Origin of the sequence: uncultured Brachyspira sp. (assembly GCF_910588665.1) — a bacterium.
GTDB lineage: Bacteria > Spirochaetota > Brachyspiria > Brachyspirales > Brachyspiraceae > Brachyspira.
This window is the reverse complement of sequence record NZ_CAJUPR010000003.1, coordinates 46,508-69,798: the sequence shown is the minus strand read 5'-3', so window position 1 is coordinate 69,798 and position 23,291 is coordinate 46,508. Positions and strand designations below refer to the sequence as shown.

The 23,291-nt window shown below is 28.8% G+C and carries 21 protein-coding genes and 1 tRNA gene; 4 read left to right on the top strand and 18 right to left on the bottom strand.

Going from position 1 to position 23,291, the window contains the following annotated elements; genetic code table 11:
• Positions 1-5: 5 nt before the first annotated feature.
• The 4 genes from rnhA to QZ306_RS02825 are packed head-to-tail and all read right to left on the bottom strand — an operon-like array spanning position 6 to position 2,392.
• Positions 6-497, bottom strand: a complete 492-nt coding sequence (gene rnhA / locus QZ306_RS02840) for a ribonuclease HI (protein WP_295160772.1) — start codon at positions 495-497, stop codon at positions 6-8.
• Positions 494-1,495: a bifunctional oligoribonuclease/PAP phosphatase NrnA gene (locus QZ306_RS02835; protein WP_295160771.1), complete on the bottom strand. Its 1,002-nt coding sequence runs from the start codon at positions 1,493-1,495 to the stop codon at positions 494-496. The genes rnhA and QZ306_RS02835 overlap by 4 nt, the downstream gene beginning before the upstream one ends.
• A 36-nt stretch (positions 1,496-1,531) precedes the next feature.
• Positions 1,532-1,900, bottom strand: coding sequence for a 30S ribosome-binding factor RbfA (gene rbfA, locus QZ306_RS02830; RefSeq protein WP_295160769.1), 369 nt, complete (start codon positions 1,898-1,900; stop codon positions 1,532-1,534).
• A 12-nt stretch (positions 1,901-1,912) separates the two neighbouring features.
• Positions 1,913-2,392, bottom strand: a complete 480-nt coding sequence (locus QZ306_RS02825) for a chemotaxis protein CheW (RefSeq protein ID WP_295160768.1) — start codon at positions 2,390-2,392, stop codon at positions 1,913-1,915.
• A gap of 257 nt (positions 2,393-2,649) precedes the next feature.
• On the opposite strand from QZ306_RS02825, the gene QZ306_RS02820 reads away from it, so the two are divergent.
• Positions 2,650-3,717 (top strand): M42 family metallopeptidase, encoded by a 1,068-nt coding sequence (locus QZ306_RS02820; protein WP_295160765.1) that lies wholly within the window; start codon positions 2,650-2,652, stop codon positions 3,715-3,717.
• Positions 3,718-3,861: 144 nt separating this feature from the next.
• On the opposite strand, the gene deoD is transcribed toward QZ306_RS02820, so the two are convergent.
• Positions 3,862-4,560 carry a purine-nucleoside phosphorylase gene (gene deoD, locus QZ306_RS02815; protein ID WP_295160763.1) on the bottom strand — a complete coding sequence of 233 codons (699 nt, stop codon included), beginning with the start codon at positions 4,558-4,560 and terminating at the stop codon, positions 3,862-3,864.
• A 103-nt stretch (positions 4,561-4,663) separates the two neighbouring features.
• On the opposite strand from deoD, the gene QZ306_RS02810 reads away from it, so the two are divergent.
• Positions 4,664-5,218, top strand: coding sequence for a DUF4416 family protein (locus QZ306_RS02810; protein ID WP_295160760.1), 555 nt, complete (start codon positions 4,664-4,666; stop codon positions 5,216-5,218).
• 4 nt (positions 5,219-5,222) lie between these two features.
• Here QZ306_RS02810 and QZ306_RS02805 read toward each other — a convergent pair whose 3' ends face one another.
• The 9 genes from QZ306_RS02805 to QZ306_RS02765 form a co-directional block, all read right to left on the bottom strand.
• Positions 5,223-7,481 carry a methyl-accepting chemotaxis protein gene (locus tag QZ306_RS02805; protein WP_295160757.1) on the bottom strand — a complete coding sequence of 753 codons (2,259 nt, stop codon included), beginning with the start codon at positions 7,479-7,481 and terminating at the stop codon, positions 5,223-5,225.
• 304 nt (positions 7,482-7,785) lie between these two features.
• Positions 7,786-8,256 carry a hypothetical protein gene (locus QZ306_RS02800; RefSeq protein WP_295160755.1) on the bottom strand — a complete coding sequence of 157 codons (471 nt, stop codon included), beginning with the start codon at positions 8,254-8,256 and terminating at the stop codon, positions 7,786-7,788.
• Between the two features lie 39 nt (positions 8,257-8,295).
• Positions 8,296-9,417, bottom strand: coding sequence for a galactosyldiacylglycerol synthase (locus QZ306_RS02795; RefSeq protein ID WP_295160753.1), 1,122 nt, complete (start codon positions 9,415-9,417; stop codon positions 8,296-8,298).
• A gap of 143 nt (positions 9,418-9,560) precedes the next feature.
• The gene (locus tag QZ306_RS02790) at positions 9,561-11,225 is read right to left on the bottom strand and encodes a S1 RNA-binding domain-containing protein (RefSeq protein ID WP_295160750.1); all 1,665 of its coding nucleotides are present in this window, start codon (positions 11,223-11,225) and stop codon (positions 9,561-9,563) included.
• Between the two features lie 54 nt (positions 11,226-11,279).
• Positions 11,280-11,948, bottom strand: coding sequence for a (d)CMP kinase (cmk, locus tag QZ306_RS02785; protein ID WP_295160747.1), 669 nt, complete (start codon positions 11,946-11,948; stop codon positions 11,280-11,282).
• A 190-nt stretch (positions 11,949-12,138) separates the two neighbouring features.
• Entirely contained in the window at positions 12,139-13,134 is a 996-nt protein-coding gene (locus tag QZ306_RS02780; RefSeq protein ID WP_295160744.1) for a glycosyltransferase, read from the bottom strand.
• A complete protein-coding gene (galT, locus tag QZ306_RS02775) occupies positions 13,135-14,109 on the bottom strand; it encodes a galactose-1-phosphate uridylyltransferase (RefSeq protein WP_295160741.1) in 975 nt (324 codons plus the stop codon).
• Between the two features lie 253 nt (positions 14,110-14,362).
• Complete coding sequence (locus QZ306_RS02770) at positions 14,363-15,400, bottom strand: mechanosensitive ion channel family protein (protein ID WP_295160738.1); 1,038 nt, start codon at positions 15,398-15,400, stop codon at positions 14,363-14,365.
• A gap of 63 nt (positions 15,401-15,463) precedes the next feature.
• On the bottom strand, positions 15,464-16,288 hold the full coding sequence (locus QZ306_RS02765; protein WP_366142546.1) for a histidinol-phosphatase: 825 nt from the start codon (positions 16,286-16,288) through the stop codon (positions 15,464-15,466).
• A gap of 128 nt (positions 16,289-16,416) precedes the next feature.
• Between QZ306_RS02765 and QZ306_RS02760 the strand changes: the two genes are divergently transcribed.
• Both QZ306_RS02760 and QZ306_RS02755 read left to right on the top strand, forming a co-directional pair.
• Positions 16,417-16,498: transfer RNA gene (locus QZ306_RS02760), tRNA-Leu, on the top strand.
• 562 nt (positions 16,499-17,060) lie between these two features.
• Positions 17,061-18,119, top strand: coding sequence for a thiamine biosynthesis protein (locus QZ306_RS02755; protein ID WP_295160734.1), 1,059 nt, complete (start codon positions 17,061-17,063; stop codon positions 18,117-18,119).
• 64 nt (positions 18,120-18,183) lie between these two features.
• On the opposite strand, the gene QZ306_RS02750 is transcribed toward QZ306_RS02755, so the two are convergent.
• From QZ306_RS02750 to ftsZ, 4 genes are read right to left on the bottom strand one after another with little or no spacing between them, the layout of a single operon-like run.
• Complete coding sequence (locus tag QZ306_RS02750) at positions 18,184-18,978, bottom strand: SPOR domain-containing protein (protein ID WP_295160731.1); 795 nt, start codon at positions 18,976-18,978, stop codon at positions 18,184-18,186.
• The gene (gene coaE, locus QZ306_RS02745) at positions 18,929-19,549 is read right to left on the bottom strand and encodes a dephospho-CoA kinase (protein ID WP_295160728.1); all 621 of its coding nucleotides are present in this window, start codon (positions 19,547-19,549) and stop codon (positions 18,929-18,931) included. The genes QZ306_RS02750 and coaE overlap by 50 nt, the downstream gene beginning before the upstream one ends.
• Before the next feature lie 6 nt (positions 19,550-19,555).
• Positions 19,556-21,475 carry a CDC27 family protein gene (locus QZ306_RS02740; RefSeq protein ID WP_295160725.1) on the bottom strand — a complete coding sequence of 640 codons (1,920 nt, stop codon included), beginning with the start codon at positions 21,473-21,475 and terminating at the stop codon, positions 19,556-19,558.
• 16 nt (positions 21,476-21,491) lie between these two features.
• Positions 21,492-23,228 carry a cell division protein FtsZ gene (gene ftsZ, locus QZ306_RS02735; RefSeq protein ID WP_295160722.1) on the bottom strand — a complete coding sequence of 579 codons (1,737 nt, stop codon included), beginning with the start codon at positions 23,226-23,228 and terminating at the stop codon, positions 21,492-21,494.
• Between the last annotated feature and the right edge of the window lie 63 nt (positions 23,229-23,291).

Genomic DNA, 23,291 nt, shown 5'->3' with positions numbered 1-23,291 from the left:
TTTGATTAATAATATTCTCTTTTTTCATTAAAAGAGGCAGTATTTCCGCTTTCAATATGCTTATCCATTAAAATATTAACTATCTCATCAGCACGGTTATTTTCTTTATTATCTGAATGTCCTTTTACCTTTAAAAACTCTATATTATGTTGACTTGATAATTCTATCAATCTTAGCCAATACTCTTTATTTTCAACAGGCTTTTTATCGCTTTTTATCCAATTATTTTTCTGCCAAGAATATATCCATTTATTCATTCCATTAACTAAATAAGCGCTGTCGCTGTAAATCTTAATATTATGTGATTTTTTTAATCTTTCAAGCGCCTTAATAGCAGCTTTCATTTCCATTTTATTATTGGTAGCATTATTCTCACTTTCGCCTATCTCAAGACGCAAATTATATTTTTCGCTTATAAGTACAGCAGCCCAAGCTCCAAGTCCGGGATTGCCTCTGCATCCTCCGTCAGTATATATAATTATATTATCTTCTGTCATAATTTCGAATCTAATAATTTAATTAATTTATCATTTATTTCTTCTATTAGCTTAGCTTTAGTATAATTATTTTTTGAAACTGAAAAACCCGAAGCTTTAGGATGTCCTCCGCCTCCGAAACTTTCTGCAACTTCCCTGATATTCTTAGAGCATCTGCTTCTGATGCTTACCCTAAAATTATCTTCTCCTTCATGGATTATAAAACCTATAAGAACATCATCCATCTGTATAAGAGTATCCGAAGCACTGACTGCAAGCTCCTTCATACTAATTCCAAGCAGTTTATCCTCAAGACATATATAGCCTATTTTTTTATCATAATCTATTATCATTCTTCTGTATATTTCAATCAAAGCGGACACATCATTTCTAGTATACCGTCTTCTAACAACATTACCAAGATTTTCCTGTATAATACCCGCACTCATTAATTTAGAGCCGTATAATAATGTTCTTTCTGTTGTATTTCCGAATATAAAACTTCCTGTGTCTGTACAAATGCCGCAGTAAAGCAATGTTGCTATATAGCTGTCAAATTTACATAAATAATCCTTAAAAATATCGCATATTATCTCGCAGGTTGCTCCCGCCGAAGTGTCATCATAAAACATAGTAACACCTTTAATATTTCTTACTTTATGATGATCTATAAATATTACTTCATTATATTCGTCTGTAATATCTGCTATCCAGCCTATTCTGTCTATATCTCCGGAATCGAGTATAACCAAAACATCTTTTACAGGCAATGTATCTTTATTTACTTCAAAAATTACTCTATCAACAAATATTATATTTTGTAAATCTCTTTGCATTTTATCAGCATTTACAACAAAAGCTTCTTTATTAAATATATTTTTCAAAATTAAGGATAAAGCCAAGCCTGAACATATACAATCGCTGTCAGGATTTCTATGTCCTGTAATGGTAATATTATCAGCTTTTGACAGTCTTTTTATAATATCTTTTTTTGATGCGCTTAATTTATTATGAGACATTGATAAGTCCTTAATCTATTTGATTCTAGAATAAAATTAATTATTTTCAGGAATTTCTTCCTGTATATTTAATTTTTTTATATCAGTTAATACTTTATTTGTTTCTATCAGATTTTTATCATAATGAAATGTCATATTGGGTACATATCTGATAGTAAGCTGTTTTTTAAGATAAGAAAATATAACGCCTTTTGCGCTGTTAAGACCATTTAAAACTTCATTTTGTTTATCTTCATTCAGGCATACAAAATATATTTTGGCATTTTTTAAATCTTTGGCAGTATCCACTCTTGTAATAGCAACAAGATTATTTTTTATTCTAGGATCCTCTATCTCCCTCATTATAATCATAGAGAGAGTCTGTTTGATATTTTCATTTACTCTAAGTATTCTATGAGAAGACATATTATTATTTATTTACTTTACTATAGAATTATTAACGGTGTTAGTTAAATCGTCAAGCTCATCTTTAACAAATACTTTATCTATATCAACTAAAATAATCATTTGCTCATTAGCCTTAACCAAACCCATTATATATCTGCTGTCTATGCCCGCATGCATATCTATATCTTCCTGAATATTTTCATTATTTATAGTAAGCACATCAGACACAGAATCAACAACAAGACCGTATTTTTTATCGCCTATAGCAACTACAACTATAACGCAATTCTCAGAGTTCATAGGCTCATCAAAATGAAACCTTGCTCTTAAATCTATAACAAGAATTATAGTACCTCTCAAATTAATGATACCCTTCAAATAATCAGGACAATTTGGAATAGGAGAAGGCTGCATAAAATTTAATATTTCCTGAACTTTAAGAATATCTATTCCATACAATTCATTATTTATCTTAAATACAAGTATTTGATTTGATATGGCACTATTCATGATAACTCCTTTAAATTGTACTATAAATTATAATACATAATGTGCATAAGTCAAGTAATTTTGTTATATCTTTGCAGGTATTTTATATCATATTTAATAAAAATACAACAATATTAAAAAGCAATATATATTTTTTAATTAACTTTTTATAATCAAGCTGTAAATTTAATTGCATAATATTATTTTATTAATTGATATTTTAATCAAATGATTTATTATATTTAGAAATTAAATATTTTATTTATACGAGGAATTTTATGAACGATACTTTAAAATTAATGAAAGATTTAGCCAATGCATTCGGACCTTCAGGTTTTGAAGATGATGTTATAGAAATTATAAAAAATAATACTGCATTCACAGATTATGAAAGAGATTCAATCAATAATTTATATTTAGGCATTCAAAATATTGACAGTACAAAACCTATAGTTGCATTAGACTGCCATATAGATGAAATAGGATTTATGACTGAGCATATAAATGATAATGGTACTTTATCATTTATACCTTTAGGCGGCTGGCATATACCTAATATAGTATCTAATTCTGTTATAATAAAATCATCAAGCGGAGAATATGTAAAGGGAATAATAGGCTCAAAACCTCCTCATTTTATGAGCGATGAAGAAAAAAGAAAACTTCCTCATTTATCGGATATGTATATAGATGTAGGCACCGGAAGCAAAAAAGAAACGGAGGAAATATTTGGAATATGCATAGGAGACCCGATTGCTCCCGATGTGAATTTCAGATATGATGAAAGAACTAAAACTATATGCTCAAAAGCTATAGATAACAGAGCAGGCGCTTTATGCGTTATAGAAACATTAAAAGCATTAAAAGATGAAAAATTAGATGTTAATTTAGTTGGAATTATGACAGCACAGGAGGAAGTAGGAACAAGAGGGGCTTCTGTTGCTGCTAATAAAGTAAAGCCTGATTTGGTAATAGTATTTGAAGGCTCTCCCGCAGACGATACATTTCATAATAAAGACAGAGTTTACGGGGCTATAGGCAAAGGTTCTCAGCTTAGAGTTATTGACGGCGGTATGATTACAAATCCAAGATTGAATAAATATACTATAGAAATTGCAGGAAAATACAATATAGCTCATCAGATTATAGTAAGAGAAAAGGGTTCTACAAACGGAGCCGTTTATCATAAAACTAATTTAGCCTCTCCAAGCGTAGTTTTAGGAGTGCCGACCAGATATGCCCACAGCCATTACTGTTATGCTTCCTACTATGATATAACCTCTTCTATAGAAATTGCAAAGGCATTAATAAAAAACCTGAATAAAGAAAAAATTAAAGAATTTTAATATCCGTAATGCAATAAAAAATAAAGCTTATTATACAATTACTGTAAAAGTTCTAAATATATTAATAAAATCAATATTATTAAGTTTTATGAATTATCAGGCAAATAGATTGCATAAGTTTATATTACTGCTGTTTTTTAAACTTTAAGCCAAAGATAATGCTGTTTCAATCATATCAGTAAAAGTTTTTTCCCTCTGTTCTGCGCTTGAAGATTCTCCTGTAATCAAAGAATCCGATATAGTAACCATACAAAGAGCATTAACTCCGGCATAAGCGGCATTCATATATAAAGCAGCAGCCTCCATCTCAACAGCAAGCACGCCCATTTTAGCCCATTTGGAGGAAGCATTATTTGCAGAGTAAAATATATCTGAGGACAATATATTTCCTACATAATAATTTATTTTCATATTATCAGCTTTGCTTACAGCTTTTTTTAATAATTCATAACTAGCTATAGGGGCATAATTTCCTGAAAGTTCATACTGATTTGCATAATTAGAATCGGTGCAGGCTCCCATTGCTATAACTAAGTCTCCTATATTAAGCTTATCAGATAAAGCGCCCGCAGTTCCTATACGGATTAAATTCTTACAATCATAAAAATGAATAAGCTCATAGGAATAAATACTGCAGGAAGGCATTCCCATACCTGTGCCTTGAACCGATATTTTTTTTCCTTTATAAGTACCAGTAAAGCCCAGCATATTTCTTATTGAGTTATATTGAAAAATATTTTCTAAAAAATTTTCGGCGATAAACTTTGCCCTGAGAGGATCTCCCGGTAAAAGTATAGTTTCTGCAATATCTCCTTTATTTGCTCCTATATGAGGCGTAGCCATATTATTTACTCCTTTAAATAGTTTTTCAATATTATAATATTAATCTTTTTTATATCAAGCTGTTATAGACATATAAATAAAAATAATATAATATATTAACAATATGAGCAAAGTATTAAAACAATCTAAAGCTGTGCTTATTACAGCTTTAATGTATAATGATATTAATATATATAATTTAGTATCGGATAAACTTATTAACAATTTCGGAGAAATAGAAATTATAAGCGATGAATATTTATTTTCTCATTCGCCATATTATAAAGAAGAGATGGGGGAGAATATAAATAAAAGATTTATAGTATTTAAAACTATGATAGAAAGAGATTATATAAGTCAGGTAAAAAAAATTACTGATAATATAGAAAAAGAATATTCATATAATAACAAAAGAAAAATTAATATAGATCCTGCCATACTGACATTGGAAAATTTTGTTTTAGCTACAAATAAAAATTTTACGCATAGAATATACTTAAAAAACGGAGTATTTGCCGACCTAACTCTAATCTATAAGAAAAAAAAAGGATATACAGAACTTATATGGACTTATGCCGATTATTCCAGCGATGAAACTAAACAATTTTTAAATAAAGTAAGAGAGCTATTCTACAGCAGACTTATAGAAAGCTCTCCGTTCGGTTCTAATTGGAAATAATATTTTATGAATCCTGTATACCTGCCATTCTTACAAAATCTTTATCCCATACTCCGATATGCTCTATCAGAAGCTTAGCTAAAAGTTCGGAAAAATCAACGGCTACCCTGCGCCAATCATTAACCGATTTAAATTCATTATATTTATCATCAATTGCTTTTTCAAATCTTCTATGCTCTCCAAAATGCTCCTTAATCTTAGGATATTTATCTTTATTTGCAGTCTGTATTTTTTGCTCCTCAGCAAAATGATATTTAGTGTAATTAATAGCCCCTTTAAATGCCTCTTCAACATCTTCTTTAACATTATTAAACAAAGCCGAATGAACTTTATTAACATAATCAATAATTTGAATATGCTGACCGTCTATAACTTTATTATGCGTATAATACTGATCAAGCCATTCTAATTTTCTAGCTCCTACTTTAAAAAATGACATAGCATTTGCCAATTCTTCCATTTGATGCTCCAAATCTTTTGAAGATTGATTCATAGACGAAACTAATAAACTATTGTCCTGAGTCTGGGAATCCATATTTGACATGGCGTTATTAATGCTGTCTATTCCTATAAGCTGTTCTTTAGTAGTATTAGCCATATCAACTATAACTCTTGTAGTTTCTTCTATTTTGCTTTCAATATCTTGGAATAATGTTCTTGACATATTAGCTGAATCTGTGGCTTTCTTTACTTTATCATTACTTTCCGAAATAAACGAAGTTATATTATTAACAGAGCTTTGAGTTGTCTGAGCTAAATTTCTAACCTCAGCAGCAACAACTGCAAATCCTCTACCCTGTTCTCCCGCACGCGCCGCCTCTACGGAAGCATTCAAGGCTAATATATTAGTTTGAAAAGCTATATCTTCAATAAATTTTACCAATCCGCTTATTTTCTGACTATATTCAAAAGCCTGACTGGTATTATGAGCAGTTTCAGAAATAATACTTCCAGCCTCCTCAACGGCATTTCTGGCATCTATCATCATATCATTAATTATAGAAGCATTTTCAGCTGTTTTTTTTATTGTACTTGAAATTTCTTCTGTAGCTTCGGAAGTTTTTTCCAAATACGATGCCTGACTTAATGTTCTCTGCGCCAAATCTTTATTTGAATATGATAAAGAATAGGCGGTTCTTTTAGTCAAATCAACATTTGAATTAGCCACATCTATAATTTCTTTTATGGAGGTTTTCATGTTATCAAAACTTTTTATAAGTTCTCCTATTTCATCTTTTCTTGTAAAATATTTATTTTTAATTTCAAAAGTTAAATCGCCTGAAGATATTAAATTTGCAAATTTTAACGCCTCTTTCAAAGGAGAAGTTAATCTTCTTGTAAATCCGACTACCAATACAGCGACAGCCGCAATTATAATAAAAGATAATAATACTGCAAATAATATAGTTCTTCCCAATGAAGAATATAATTCGCCTTCCAACATCTTTATTATAATATACCAGTTTGTATTATCTATATTATAATAGGACATTAAATATTTTTTATTATTCTCTTTATAATGCATTATTCCGCTGCCGTTTTTTATAACTTCATCATAAGGAATATGTCCGCTTTCCGTAGTTAATATTTTATCTTTATTCTGATTAGCCAAATACTTTTTATTACTGTCTATAATTGATATTTCTCCGCTTTCTCCTATCTTAATATTAAGAATATATCTGTTTATTAAATCCCCCCAATCAACATTTCCAGATAATATTCCTATTACATTGCCTGCATTATCTTTTATTCCTCTCCATATTCTATAAGTAGGATTGCCTGTAGCTACCGATTTGCTTATACTTGATTCGCTGCCTGAATTATATCCTCCCGATACAAATTTTTTCCAGCCTTCGTCATTTATGTCTATAGAAACATTATTTAAAATACCGTCCTCAGAATCTATTATTGCATTCCCGTTTAAATCTAATATTATAAAGTTAATAAACGATGCTTTCGAACTTTTGAAATATTTTAACGCTTCTTTTGCTATTAATCTTAAAGTTTCATCTTCCCTATTTGTCAAAAAATTTATTAACGCTTCGGAAGAAACAAAATTATCCATAGAAAAATTATTATCTTCAAGCCATAAATTAATTAAATTCTTATATGATATTGATGTAGATGAAAAACCGCTTTCAATCGTATCATCAATTGCTTTCATATTTAAAAACAGCATACTTCCTACACTAAGAAATATCGATAATACAATTGCTGTTATAAACAAAACAGGAATCTTAAATCTTAAACTATATATTTTCATTTTTTTATATCCTAAAAATAATTATTTTATAGTAAAATTATAACTATTATATAAAATATTGCAATATATAATAAAAACTTATAAGTAATTTTTATTAATTAAGATTATAAAATCAAATAAATAATAATTTATTATTATAATAATAAAAGACTTTAACAGAAATAAAAAATAATAAAGCGACTGTAATCCTGCTAATAAGTTTACTTGTTTACTTCTTAAAGGCGGGCACCGTGAGGTGCCTACTCTGCAGAAGCATAGCAATAATAAAAGCAATTCTTATTAGCATCAATAAAAAATATTAAATTTATTTATTAACCGTTTCTATTAAAACAGCATCAGATTTAAAATTATCAATATCTTTTAAATCTATTATTCTGAAATTATCTCTAACAGCATAAAAACTTATAAAGGAACAAGGCGCTGTTTTTTCATTTTCAAAATCTATAGATAATATTATATCAAATATAGTATCGCTGTAATTATCTTCTAATATTTTCTTTATTGATAAGAATATTTTTAAAGAAAGATTCAAAATATCTTCTAATTTTCTGCTGTTTGATAAATATATTTCATTTTCTTTATATTCATAAAGCGTAAGCTCTAAACCGCTTGCCGAAACTGAACATAAAGAGCAATCTATTTCTTTATTTATAATAAAATATTTTTCCCTATCTGCATTTTCTTTTTTAGAGACGGAATAATAATTTTTAAGCTCTATAGATGATAAATCAATGTCTGAAATAAATTCTTTCATCTTTGAATTAGCAATCAACATATCAACCTCTTTTATAAGATACTCTATTATAAAAAGAATTTAATTATTTTCAATATTATCAGCAATATATTTAACAATCTTTTCTCTTACATCTCTGCCGTAATAATTAAATTGATTCTCTCTTATCTTAACTAAATTCTCTCTGTTATTTTCAATAAGCAAATCTATTTTATTAAATATATCATCGGTGGAGATCGTACTGTAGCCAAATTCGTTTCTATTCAGATATATTGGATTTTCTTCTTCCTGACCAGGCAAAGCCCCCATAGATATAACAGGTATCAGACAATTAATAGCCTCTATCATAGCTGTAGGACCTGATCTTGTTATTAATATATCATTTTCATGAAATAATTTAGGCAGCTCCTGAGTATATCCCATTATATTAGGGCTGTAGCTTCTTGAAGAAAAAAATTCTTTAAGTTTTGTATATGTTTTTTTATTTCTTCCGCATACAACCGTAACTTCGCATTTATATCTGCCATAGAGACCGTTTATTATATATATAAGTCTTTTAGTTCTTTCAGAATTATTAAGCAGAAGAATTTTTAATGTGCTGTTAATATTTGTTTTTTCTCTTATTTCTTCCTCACTTTTAAGCAAAGCGTCAAACCCCTCTCTTACTGGTAATCCGAAAGTAATAATCTTTTCTTTATCTATACCATTTTTTATCATATATTCCGAAGCTTCATAAGATGGACTTATAATTTTGTCTGCCCTATTATCAAACCATAATTTAGTTATTGTAATTAAATCTGTTATTATAATAAAAAATTTTATATTTATATTTCTTTTCTTTATAATACTTAAAAGGCTTCCGCTAAATATAGGGTGAACATTAACTATTATATCAGGATTATATTCCTTTATTAATTTTAAAAACTTTCTTTTAACATTAAAAGCGCTTTGCCTATTGATAACATCCTTATTTTTAAAAGAAAATCTAAATAGCTTATACCATAATTTAGGAGCATATTTTATGCAGCTGTTATAAAGTCTTTCTGTCGCCATAAGTTTTGGACCGCCTAATGTAAAACCATTTACAACTTTGCATTCTATCTCTCCGCTGTAAAGGGATTTAAATCCCTGCAAAAGAGAAGTATGCACACTTTTATGACCATGACCTGTATATTCTGATGATATAATAAGAATCCTTTTCATCATAAACCTTCTATTTTTTAAATTAATAATAGTGTGTAAATTATACTTCTATTTACTTGTTTGTCAATATAATTTAAGATAATAAAAAAAACCTAATGCCATAACAGATACTGCATTAGGAATTCAAATTTAAATAATATTAATTAATTATTGATACTATCAAAAGGATTATAAGTTAAAGAAGTAGGTTCAGCTTTTGAAATATAATTTTGAGTTTCTTTTTTATTTTGCGCCTCCATATACTCTCTTCTTGACAATGATATTCTTCTTTTGCTTTGATTAACTTCTCTTACTACAAAAGGATATGTTTCTCCCGCTTTTAAAACTTCTTCTAAAGCTCCTCCTTTAGGAATTTCCACTTGAGAAATATGCATATATCCTTCTAAATTATCTTCCAAAGAAATAATGGCTCCCGAATCAACCAAAACTTTTACAGTACCATCAACTATGGAACCTTGAGGATGAGATTTTTCAAATAATCTCCAAGGACTATCTTTAGTATGCTTATAGCTCAATTTAATTCTCTGTCTGTTTCTGTCTATTGACATAATAACCATACTGACTTCTTCGCCTTCTTTAACATAGTCTTTCATATTAACGATATTATTTCTCCAATCAAAATCGCTTATATCGCATATTCCTTCCAAACCGTTAGGGAGTTCAAATACTGCAAAATTTTTTATTATTCTTTTTACTATACATTTTACAATAGATTTAATGGGAAAATCCCTTTCAACAGTATCCCAAGGATTTTCTTTAACCTGTTTCAACCCTAGTGTTAGTTTTCTGTCAGAGGCATTCATACCCAATATTTTACATTCTAAGAAATCGCCCTTTTTAACAAAATCATTAGGATTATTAACATGAGAATTCCAGCTCAAATCGGAAATATGAACAAGCCCCTCTATGCCGTCCGCAACTTTTACAAAAGCACCAAATTTTTTAATATTTGTAACTTCTCCATGTATAACATCATCAACTTTATACTGCTCAGCAAATTTATTCCAAGGATCATCATCTAACTGTTTAAGTCCTAGATCCACTCTGCGCTTTTCCTTATCTACGGAAAGAACTTTAAACATTCTCTCATCGCCCTTTGAAATAATGGATCTAGGATTAATAACTTTATCCCAAGACATATTAGGTATGGCAAGAAAGCCGTCTAAACCTGAAGTAATTTCCACAAAAGCGCCGAATTTTTCAATATTTTTCACTTTTCCGTTTATAATATCATTCTCTTTTAAATCATTTAAGAAACTTTCTATTCCTGCATTCTGAACTTCTTCTAAAAGGACCCTTCTTGATACAACTATGTCTCTTCCATTTTTCTTTATAATTTTAAAATCATATTCGTTTCCGATATAATCAGTCTCTTTAATTCCTCTTGCTGTATCCATTTGAGAATAAGGACAAAAAGCCTGATTTCCCATAATGGACACTTTAAATCCGCCTTTAATAACCTCTTTAACAACTCCTTTTATCGGAGTGCTATTTTTTACGGCATCTTCTATTAATTCATGAGATCTTCTCTTATCTATTTCGCTTTTTGATAAAATAACATAGCCTTTATCATCTTCGCCTGAAACAATAGCCTCTATTTCTTCACCTATAACAGGTTCTTTATCAAATTCATTTCTTTTAATTTTACCTTCAGATTTAGAATCAAAATCTATAAAAACATCAGTATCATCAAATTGCACAACTTTACCTTTAATAATTTTTCCGCGGCTCAGAGAAGTGTTGTCACTTCCTTCCAAAGCCTTACGAAATTCAATTTCATCGTTTGATAGATTTTTATTATCTTCCATTGTCTCTCTCCCTCCTGTATATTAACAGGCAAAAAATATATACAACTATATTCATTAGATTTTTTTATTAAAAATCACATTAGTGATTTTCTCTGCAACTTCATCAATAGTCATATTAGTAGTATCAATAATACAAGCATTTTCAGGTACTACAAGCGGACTATCTTCTCTATTTGAGTCAAACTCATCTCTTTTTATTATACTTTTTTTAACATCTTCATAACTTAAAGTTTTTCCTTTAGATGCTTCTTCCTCAAATCTCCGTTTAACTCTTTCATTTAATGAAGCATCAATATAAAATTTATATTCAGAATAAGGAAAAACTACGCTGCCTATATCTCTGCCGTCTATAACATAATTACCGCCTTCAGCTATCTTTCTCTGCAAAGAGACCATACTTCGTCTTACTGCGCTGATAGATGAAACTGCAGAAACAAGATTAACTACTTCCGTACTTCTTACAGATTCCGTTACATCTTCATTATCTAAATATATTCTTCCTTCATCACTAAAGCTAATACTTAAATTATTAAGAGCCGATATGACTTCGCTGTTATTATTTATATCAATATGATGTTTTATCATATACAAGGCTACCGCCCTATACATAGCGCCGGTGTCTAAATATTTAAAAGACAATTTTTCTGCAAGCAATTTAGCTAATGTACTTTTGCCTGCACCTGAAGGACCGTCTAAAGTAATTATTTTGTATGTATTTGACACCTATAACCTTTTTTAATTAAAATAATTGTTTATACAATATATCATAAATGATTATAATTTGCAAATATTTATTTTAATAAAAAACAGACTTTATAAGATTTTTTTATATTTTATAATAAATAATATACAGCATTAAAAAATTATGAACATATAAAGTAATTTTTCAATATAAAAATTACAGTATTAAGATTTATCCAAAAGATTTATACTTCTTTATAGTAAAATCTGCAATTCTCTTAAACTTACTTATTACTTTTATAATGCCGTAAAAAAATCCAAATCCGTAAAAGAAATGAGTTATAAAAAACATAAAAGGATATACAAATATCCCGCAAATTTTAGAAGCAAATCCGTCATCCTTAAAAGAATATAAAATACCAGCAAATAAAGTTATTATTATATAAACCAATAACGGAATAAAATAAAATTTTATTATGCAGGCTTTAAAAGTATTAAATATTATAAGCATTATAGGACATAGAATAATATAAGCTGAAAATAAAGCAGGAAGTGTAAATATTAAATTTTTACTGTTAAAATCTCTGAATAATTGCTCAAATCTGCCCCTTCCGTAATTAAGCAGCATTTTTATATACGAGTTTAAATTAGATCTAGGCGGTCTTTCCACTACTATATTGGGATTATATATTAATTTATATCCAAGTGAAAGTATTCTGTCTATCAAAGCGTTTTCTTCATTAGGATATAAACTTTCATTAAAGAGTCCTGCCTCAAATAAAACATTTCTTCTAACAAATAAATTGCAAAGTATAACATCTCTGTCAGTACCTTCCTTTATTTCTCTGTCATCTGCTCTATATCTGTTTGCTATAGGTCCTACAGCATAATAAGACTTCATACATTTATCTATATACATTTCAGACATTGAATTAACTTTATGAACAGCGGGTCCTCCGACAACAGCGGTTTTTTCGTCATTTTCAAATATTATGCCTGCTTCCCTTATATTATCAGAACTAATTATAGAATCATTATCTATAAAATATATAATATCTCCCGAAGACTGCTTAATACATTCATTTCTTTGAACTGTAGGATGTGTACCTTCAGCCTGAAAAATTTCGATTTTTTCCATAGGGTAATTTGATAGATATACCCCTGCTAAGGTTTTTTCTATATTTTCACCAATTCTATGAGGTATAATAACTGTAAATTTTAATGACACCTACATTCCCATATATCTTATATATGCAGTTCTTAACTGAGCCGCCATCTCTTCAGGACTTGTAGGATTGCAAGGCGCCCAAGCTCCTGTTTCGGAAGAAGCATTAAATTTCTGCTTTTCCTTGCTTCTCATAGGCGGGAAAAACTCTATATGATAATTCCATATATTGCTGTAATTAAAGCCGTCATTTACAGGTGCACTGTACATGCACATCATATATGGAAATTTAATATCAAAAAGCAAATCCAATGAAGAAACAGCCTTTTTTAAAGCGTCAGCTAGAGAAATACTTTCCTCTTTATTAAAATCTGCAATAGAAAGAGTTATTTTTTTAGGCATTATCATTATGCCGTAAGGATATTCTGAGGCAAAAGGAAGAAAACAAATAAAATGATCATTTTCAAATATGACCCTTCTATTATCATCAAGCTCTTGTTCTATCATATCCATAAACAGATTACTGCAATTAGCATTATAATAACTTGAAGCCATTTCTATTTTTCTTTTTATTCTTAAAGGTATCCAACTGTATCCGTATATCTGACCATGAGGGTGAGGCATTGTAACACCAACAACCTCTCCTTTATTTTCAAAAGGCATTATATATTTTATTTTTTTATTCTTAGCTATTGCTCTCATTCTTTCCTGCCATAAAATTACCAATTTAGTAATATGTTCTGCCGAAAGTTCTGATAAAGTTGTATTATGATCAGGAGAATATAAAATAACCTCGCATTTGCCTATTGAAGGAGCTGTTTTAAACATTTTGCCATTGTCTACTTCGTCAGGATACGGGGGTTCAAAAGATAAAGCAGGAAAATCATTATCATAGCAAAAAACCTCATAACTGTCAGGAACCTTTCCGCTTCCCGGACAAAAAGGACAATAATCCTTAGGCATTTGAGGACGCGATTGCCTATGACTTGCTATCATTACATAATCTCCAAGCAATGGATTATAACGCAATTCCGCCATGTTAATTTCTCCTTAGAATATATATTTTATATTTACGCCTATAATTATATACCTTTTTTAATAATAAACAATACATAAAATAATTATAATTTGAAAATATAAAATTAAATTATCAAACATATAAATATAATTTACAAATCAACAGGATAATTATGTGATTTAATAGATTTTAACTTATTTTTCATTTTATTTCTAAAACTTTTTATTGGTATACACCATGTATACACCATGCTAATCCATAAACAATCCTTAATTATACTTTGTTTATATACAAAGTCCTTGACGGAAATGCAAAACTTATATTCAATTTATTAAACTCATCTACTATTTTATAATTTATATCTTCAACAATCCTTACAAACTCTTTATATTCCGATGTATTTACATAGTATATTATTTCAAAATTAAGAGAAGAATCTGCAAACTCTACAAATCTTGCGCTGGAAAACTCTGTATTATCAGCATTTTCTATTACAGTCTGTATAATATTCGGTATAAGCTTTAATTTTTCTAAAGATGTTGAATATTCAACTCCAAGCAGCATATATTTTCTTCTTTTTTCTAATATTCTGTAATTTTGTATTCTTGAAGAAAGCAGATTAGTATTTGATATTAAAAGCTGTTCTCCGCTGTTTCTTCTTATACGGGTGGATTTAATGCCTATATATTCAACTGTGCCCGAGTCCTTATCTATCTGTATATAATCTCCCTTTAAGAAAGGCTTATCAAACACTATAACAAAATAATTAAATAAATCGGCTATTATACTTTGAGCCGCAAAAGCAACCGCCACGCCTCCTATTCCAAGTCCTGCAATAAATGTATTAACATTAACTCCTAAATTTGAAAGTATAGTAAGAAAACCGATTATCCATACTAAAGCTTTTAATATGGTAATTATGCCGTCGGAAATAACTATATCTTTTTTATTTGACAGATAATTAATACTGAAATTTCCGATGATATCGCATATAAACATCATTGTAAATATCACTATTAAAATAATAAGTATTTTTATCCAATATGTACCCACATCTTTAGGAATTATTAAGCATAATTTTCCCATAAACAAAGAAATCAAAAATATAATAGGTCTTACTCTTTTTTTAATACTTTTTACAAGTTCGTATATAAATATATTGTGAATTTTTTCATTGAGCTTCAATAGTATTTTAAGCAAAAAAAATAAAATTAACTTCATCATGAGCAAACTGATAAAGAATACTGATAAAGATACTAAATATCTTAATAAACTGTTATTCCAAATTATTGTCTCTTTTAAATAATTCATATATACCTCTCAGAAGCAAATATAACATTATATTTCATAATAATATTTTTTCAAATAAATTAATTAAATTTCTATACTCTTAAAAGTATTATCAATTAAGATTTTTATATATTTTACCCCTATATTTTTTAATTCATTAACCGCTTCAATATAAAAATGATCAACATTATCCGACCAATGCGCATCAGTATTTATAATAAAATCTGCATCTATTTCTAATAATTTCTTTATAGTATATTTATTAGGATAATGAGCATCTAAATTATTTTTATTCATAAGTTTTGTATTTAATTCAACTAAGCATTTATTTTTTTTAATAATATTCAAAACCTCATCTATTTTAGATATATACCAATCTTCCTCTTCTGTAAAATATTCTTTATTCAAATTATATTTTCTTACCAAATCCAAATGTCCTATAATATCAGGCTTTTGAGTTTCTATCATTTTAATAACATTATCATAATATCTGCAAACAACCTCTTTTATGCCTCCGAAATATTTAACTGCATTGTTAAAACTTTCTCTTGACATATCTATAGGAAAATACGAATTATTACCATCATCTATATAATGTACAGAGCCTATTCTGTAATCAAGCCCCATTTCTTTATCGGTGTCTTTATTTAAATTTGAATAATAATCTCCCTCTATACCCAAATATACCTGTATCTTATCTTTATATATATATTTATTTTTATTTACATCTTCTATATATTTTAAAGTGCCCTCTTCAGTCATAGAAGTTTTATCTTTATAAAAATGAGAATGACCCGAAAAGCCTATGCTTATTAAGCCTTTATCAGCAGCGCTTTTTATATTCTCTTCAACGGTATTTTTACCGTCGCAGTATATTGTATGAGTATGCAAATTCGACATATAATTCATATTTATTTCCTTAAATATTATTTTCATATTTTTATATTTATATATTTCAAACTTAAGTACGGCATCATAAATATTTGACAAAATGATTATTTAATATATAATATTTTTAAATTAATGTCTATATTTAAGCTCGGGTGGTGGAATAGGTAGACACAACAGCTTGAGGTGCTGTCGGGTAACACCGTGCTGGTTCAAGTCCAGTCTCGAGCAAACAATTTTTTATATATAAAAGAATCTTATCTGCAATTTTTAAGCTGTCAAAACCTGATTTTTTAATTTTCAGGCAAATATTATAATTTAAAAAATTATATCAGACGATTTATTTGGTATAAGCTGCAAAGATAAAAATGCCAATACTCCTACAAATCCCATTGAGAACAATGGAGGAGACAACAATGAAAAAACTGTTAACTTTACTTTATCTGATGTTGATGAGACTAGAAAAGAAGTTACAGTTACAGGAAAAGCAAAAGGCTATAAAGATCTTTCAAAAATAATAAAAGTAACAACTAAAGCTGATATACAAAATTAATTATGCTATTTTTTCAAACCTTCACTTTACTTTATCCTAACTAAACAGGCTTGATTAAATAAACATAACTCCTATATTATTATAATATAGGAGTTTTTTATCTTTATATCCCATCTGAATTATAATAAATTGATATTATTTGTCAACTGCAGTATTAAGATGTATATTAAAATATTGACAAAATAATGTGTTTTAGTATATTATAAAAATAAATTAATAATAATTTAAGGAAAAAAATTAATGAGCAATAAAAGAGCAAAAGCTATTTTACTATTATCCGGAGGATTAGACAGTACAATTGCAGGAGCCGTATTAAAAAGAGAAAATATTGATATGCTCGCTTTAAGATTTGTTACAGGATTGGAATATGCCGTTATAAAAGAAGAACTTTTAAATATATATAATGATGATCCTGCTAAAAAAGCCGCCGACTTTCTTAATATACCGATAAGATTTGTATCTTTAAAAGATGTCTACTTAGATATGTTTTTAAATCCTAAATACGGATATGGAAGCGCTATTAATCCATGTTTGGACTGTCATATATTAATGCTTAAAACTGCTAAAAAAATAATGGAAGATGAAGGTTTTGATTTTATAGCCACAGGAGAAGTAAAAGGACAAAGACCTATGAGTCAGAAATCTCAGGATTTAATAAATGCTGTAAAAGAAAGCGGACTTGAAGGAAAATTATTAAGACCTTTATCTGCAAAACTTTTGCCGATAACTAAAGCTGAAAAGGAAGGATTAATAAACAGGGAAAATTTATATGATATATACGGAAGATCAAGACATATTCAGATGAAATTAGCGGAAGAATTCGGAATAACTGACTACCCTATTCCTTCTGGAGCGGGCTGTTCCATAGTTGATAAAGGATATGCAAGAAGATATTCAGATTTAATATCAAATAACGGAAAAGAAATACTTAATATTGAACTTATGCAGTATTTGGCTATAGGCAGACATATAAGAATGAGTAAAAATATTAAGCTTTTACTCGGCAGAAACGAAAAAGAAAATGACGCTTTAGAAAAAAGAAATAAAAAAAACTGCATAACTTTAAAGCCTAATTATAATAAAGGACCTTTCGGATATTTGGAGATATACGGCAGTATAGAAAACTATGATATAATTTACAACTCTGCTATGATAATGGGATATTTTTCAAAAGAAGAAATGGAAAAACTTCATATAACCGCATCATACTATGATAAAAATGAAAAAGAATATAAAAAAGAAATTATAGAAATAAACTGCAAAGAAGCTAAAAATATGAAGTTTGAGCAGATTGTTTAAAAAATATTAATGCCCTTATAAATATTTAAAAGGGCATAACTATAACTTTTAGGATATTATTTATTTAACTTATTTTCTTATCCGAATAAATATAACTGTCTTTATATGCAGGTATCTTTTTTATTTCAGACAAAGCCTTTTGAGCTTCCTCTCTGGTTTCATATCTTCCCATTTTTAATTTATACATAGTTTTTCCGTCGGACATAGCTTCCTCTTTTATAAAAGCTTTTGGAAATTTTGACTTTAAGCTGTCTCTTGCGGAATAAGTATTATCTCTGTCATATCCTACAGCTACCTGTATAAAATATATGGAATCGGAAGATGAACTTCTCGTATAAGGCACTCTTGAAGATGAGGCCGAAAATATATTTGCTGCCTGCTGAGGAGGAGTATAAGTTGTGTTGGGAGATAATCCTGCAGTATCCCTATCTTTAATATTTTCATTGATAGTATCCAATTCTAAAGCCAGATTTTGAGTGTATTCGCTGTATCTGTCCGCAGAAGTGCTTCCCTCCCTTATAATGCCGTTATTGTTTGCATTATATTCATCTAATGCGCTGATATTATTATCAGGCATATCCGAAGTGCTTATTTCTGCATACATATTATCTTCGTCCTGAGCATTTCTCATTAAAGCGGAAATTGAATCTCCCGAATTATTTCCTGCATGTATAGGTTTAGAGCCGCCTAAATGAAAACCTAATACAAATATAAATAAAATCAAAGCTGTACAGCCGATAGAAAATACAAGTAATCTTATAGGTGTAAAATTAACTATATAAAGAGTTTTTCTTTTGCCAATCTGACTGTTAATAGAAGATTCTTTTTCTTCTGTGTTTTGGTTTTGATTTAACTCCATAATACCTTCCTAATTTCTTTGAGATTACAATTAAATTATTATAATCCTTCATATTGTTTATTAGAATATCGGCATTGAGTTTATTATTTTTAACATCTCTTTGCATTTTTAAACGCTTTCTGGCTTCATATTCCGAAATATTTCTTGTTTTTTTCATTCTCTTTATAATATCGGTAGTTTTTGCATTTACATATATTAAGCTGCTGCACATAAAACGGATTTTGCTTCTCATAATAAGTGCGGCTTCTATAACAATATCTTTATATGAACAGTCTATTAATTCATGTACTTTATTTTCTATATAAGGATAATTAATTTCTTCAAGTCTATTTAATTTTTCAGCATTATTAAATACAACTGCGCCTAATTTTTTTCTGTCTATATTATTATCATTATCTAAAATATCATCTGAAAATTCTTTAACTATATTTTCCTTATTATAAATCAAAGCCTCATGCCCTATTAAGTCCGCATCTATATATAAAGCATTCATTTCCTTTGCAAGCATTTTAGAAAATGAACTTTTTCCCGAACATATAAGTCCGTATATACCTATAATATTTCTTTCCATAATAATTCAGTTAACATTAGTATTTTGCATCGTATTTGTTATATAGGGCATTACTATTTGATTTAAGTTAACTTTATTTAAAAGCCTTCCGTCTATAAGTTTGGCTAAAGAAACATTTTCATCTGTTGTAATAATCTTTATCATTCCTATAACGCCGTTATATCCTCTTGAAGCTAAATCTATTCTTGCCTCCGCTGTGTCATAAAGAAGCATATTCATATTATTAGTAATTCCCTGCATTCTTCCAGCATTTATATATATATTATCATTATGAAGCTTTATCACTTTTGAATAAAAAGGTATGCTGTTGTTAATAGCTCTTCCAGCCATAACAGCAGCGCCCATTATTTTTTCTTTTCCTCTGGTCATAATTGTAAAATTAGTAACAGTTTTTTCGCTTTTTACATCAACCAAATCAAGCATAATAGTAAATGTATCATCATTTTGAAATGCAGACCCTCTCAAATAATAATCTGCATTCCTTCTGTTTAATTCTCTGTAAAGATCTCTGACATCATAATAATTGCTGTACATATCTAATACTTTAAATCTTCCGAACTGAGGCAGAACATAGGACAATGTCTGATATAAAGCTGTATTTAAATATAAAGGGCTGTCTTTTTGGGCTGTAATTGTATCGGTTATAGCAACTGTAAAACCTGAAAAATCAATATTGTACTGTTCTAAACCCCAAGATTTAGAAACTATATTCTTATCCAATCTTCTTTTATAGCTATCATATTTATATATAATAGATTTATCTTCAGGATTAATATTTTTAGCTATTTCCAATTCTTCCAAAGATTTTTCTTCTAATCCCATTCTTCTGTAAACATCGGAAAGCATTAATCTTGCAAATGTGTTTGCAGGATTTAATCTCAGCATATGCTTTAAATATGCCTGAGCTCTGATATTATCAGCAAGCCTTGTATAGTAGGAGGCTAAATTTCCGTAATATAAAGCGGCTCTGTCTCTTTCATAATCGGGATTAGGATTTGTATATAATAAAACTCTTTCATAGGCAAGCCTTCCAAGCTCATTTTCAGGATTTACCCTAAGATAATTAATATATGCAGACTTGGATCTTGCATAATTATTAGCTCCTTCATATACATTTCCTATATAATAATATTTTGAATTATTTTTGAATCCTGAATCGGGCATATATTCTAATATAGCAATAGCCTCATCATATCTATTTAATGAGATAAATATATTAGCTTTTAATATTTCAGCTTCATTATAATTTGTATAATAAAATAAAGCATTATTAACTTCGTTTAAAGCAGTATTATACTGCTTATTCAGATAATAATAATTAGCCAAATGATAATAAGACTCAGCCTCTCTCGGATTATTTGCAATATTTTCATTAAATAAGCTTAATGCCTTTTCATTATTTCCGCCTGCAAAATAAAGATATGCTAAACCGATTGTGGCTTCAGGTCTTATCTTATCTATAAGTCTTGCTCTTTCATAAATATTCATAGCAGTTTCATAATATCCCGCCCTTTCGCTTAGAACTCCTTGTGCATAATTAGCTAAATAATTTTTACTGTCTAAATTTTTTATAGCATTAACAGTAATTCTTGATTCTGAATTTCTATTGCTTAGAAGTTCTAATATTAATTTTCTTTCTAATAATCTGTAATTTCTGGAATGATAATGTTCGGCATCATTTATTAAAGATTCTGCTATAGATAAATTATTAAGTTTTATATAATTATCTATTAATAATAAATAAGGCTCTAAATTGCTAGGAGCTATATTCATAGCCTCTAATACTCTTATTGAAGCTTCATAGTTCCTTTCATTGTATAACTTCAAAGCATTTTCTATAGTATTTTGAGAAAAAACCGAAAAAGAAAATATATAAAAAATAAAAAGACTTAAGAATAATCTTTTTTTAAAAATATTTTTCTTCATAATTAAATATAACACCTTATCTTATAGTATTTCTTGCCTGTATCTGGCGTCTTAAGAAAGCGGGTTTTTCTAAATCATTATCAGCCGTACTTGTTTCTCCGAATATGGACATTTTTGAGCCCATTTTATTATGCTTATCCATATAATCATCTGATACAACATCAAATGGAATTTTATTATTATGCTTTTCTTCTTCAAAACGCATATCTTCGGCTATTTTTTCCGCCGCTCTTTTATTAATAGTAGATTTTTTTGTTTCATATCTTTGAGAATATAAACTCTCATAATTACCATTAACTATATTTCTGTTAAATTTTTCTTCTATACTGTTATCCTCATTACTATTAACGGAAGAGAACATATCTCCTGCATTAGTATTTTCAGGTAAAGCATCATCTGTATTATTAAATCTATTTATTTTGCTTATTAAAGGTTTTTTAAGATTTTTTATATTATTTTCAAATTTTATATTATCTGAAATATTTATTTCTTCATTATTAAGCATCTCTTCTTTAATAATAGCAGATTCAATTTCTTTTTTAGGTTCTTTTACTATTGTATTTATATTGTCTGTTTCGTAGGTATTTTCTAATTTTGAAACAATATTATCCGATTTATTTTTAATCTCATTATCAGAACTGTCCGAATTATTATTAATAATTTTATCTTTATTTGATTTATTTATTATATCATCAGTATGAAAATCTGAGTTTGTATTCTCAAAATCATTTTTTGAATTTGCATCAAATCCTGTAGCAACTATTGTAACAACAATTTCATCTTTAATATCATCTTTAGGGCAGACGCCGATTTTTATATTAGCATTTTCATTAGCATAATTATTTATAATTTTACTAGCCTCTCTATACTCTTTCATAGCAAAATCTTTAGGACAAACTATATTGGCAAGTATGCCTCTTGCATTTTTAATACTGGAAACATCTAAAAGCGGATTTTCAAATGCATTTGTAATAGCCTTTTGAAGTCTTTCATCGCCTTTGCCTATTCCTATTCCTAAATGAGCCCTTCCGTTTGAAAGAGATATCATAGTTTTTACATCTGCAAAATCAACATTAATAAATCCCGTCTGAGTAATTATATCGGATATGCCCTGAACTCCCTGACGAAGTATATCGTCCACAACGGATAAAGCTTCCTCATAGCTGTAATTATCCATATCCACCATATCATAAAGATTTTCATTAGGTATTATTATAAGAGAATCAACTATTGTAAGCATTTTATCTATGCCTGATTCAGCACGGCTCATTTTTAATTTACCTTCATAATCAAAAGGTTTAGTAACAACACCGATAGTTAAAGCACCCGATTTTTTAGCAGCTTCAGCCACAATAGGGCTTGCTCCAGTTCCAGTACCGCCTCCGAAACTGCTTGCAATAAATACCAAATTAGCGCCGCTTACAAGTTCTTCTATTTCAGAAATGTTCTCTCTTGCCGCTTCGGCTCCTCTTTCGGGATCCGTACCTGCTCCCAATCCCTGAGTTACTCTGTCGCCTAAAACGAGTCTTACAGAAGCATTGGAGCGTGATAATGCCTGAGAATCAGTATTCATAGCGATAAACTCTACATTCTCAAGTCCTTCTTCTATCATTCTGTTTACAGCATTGCATCCGCCGTTGCCCACGCCGATTACTTTAATTATTGTATCCAATGATAAAGAATTATTGTTAAATGACATCTTTTCGCTCCCTTTTATATTATCTGCCAATTCTATGCGATAGTTAGGATTCATTGCTATTCCCCTTGCTATAATATATTGAAATCAATTAAAATATATTATAAACATATTTCAATA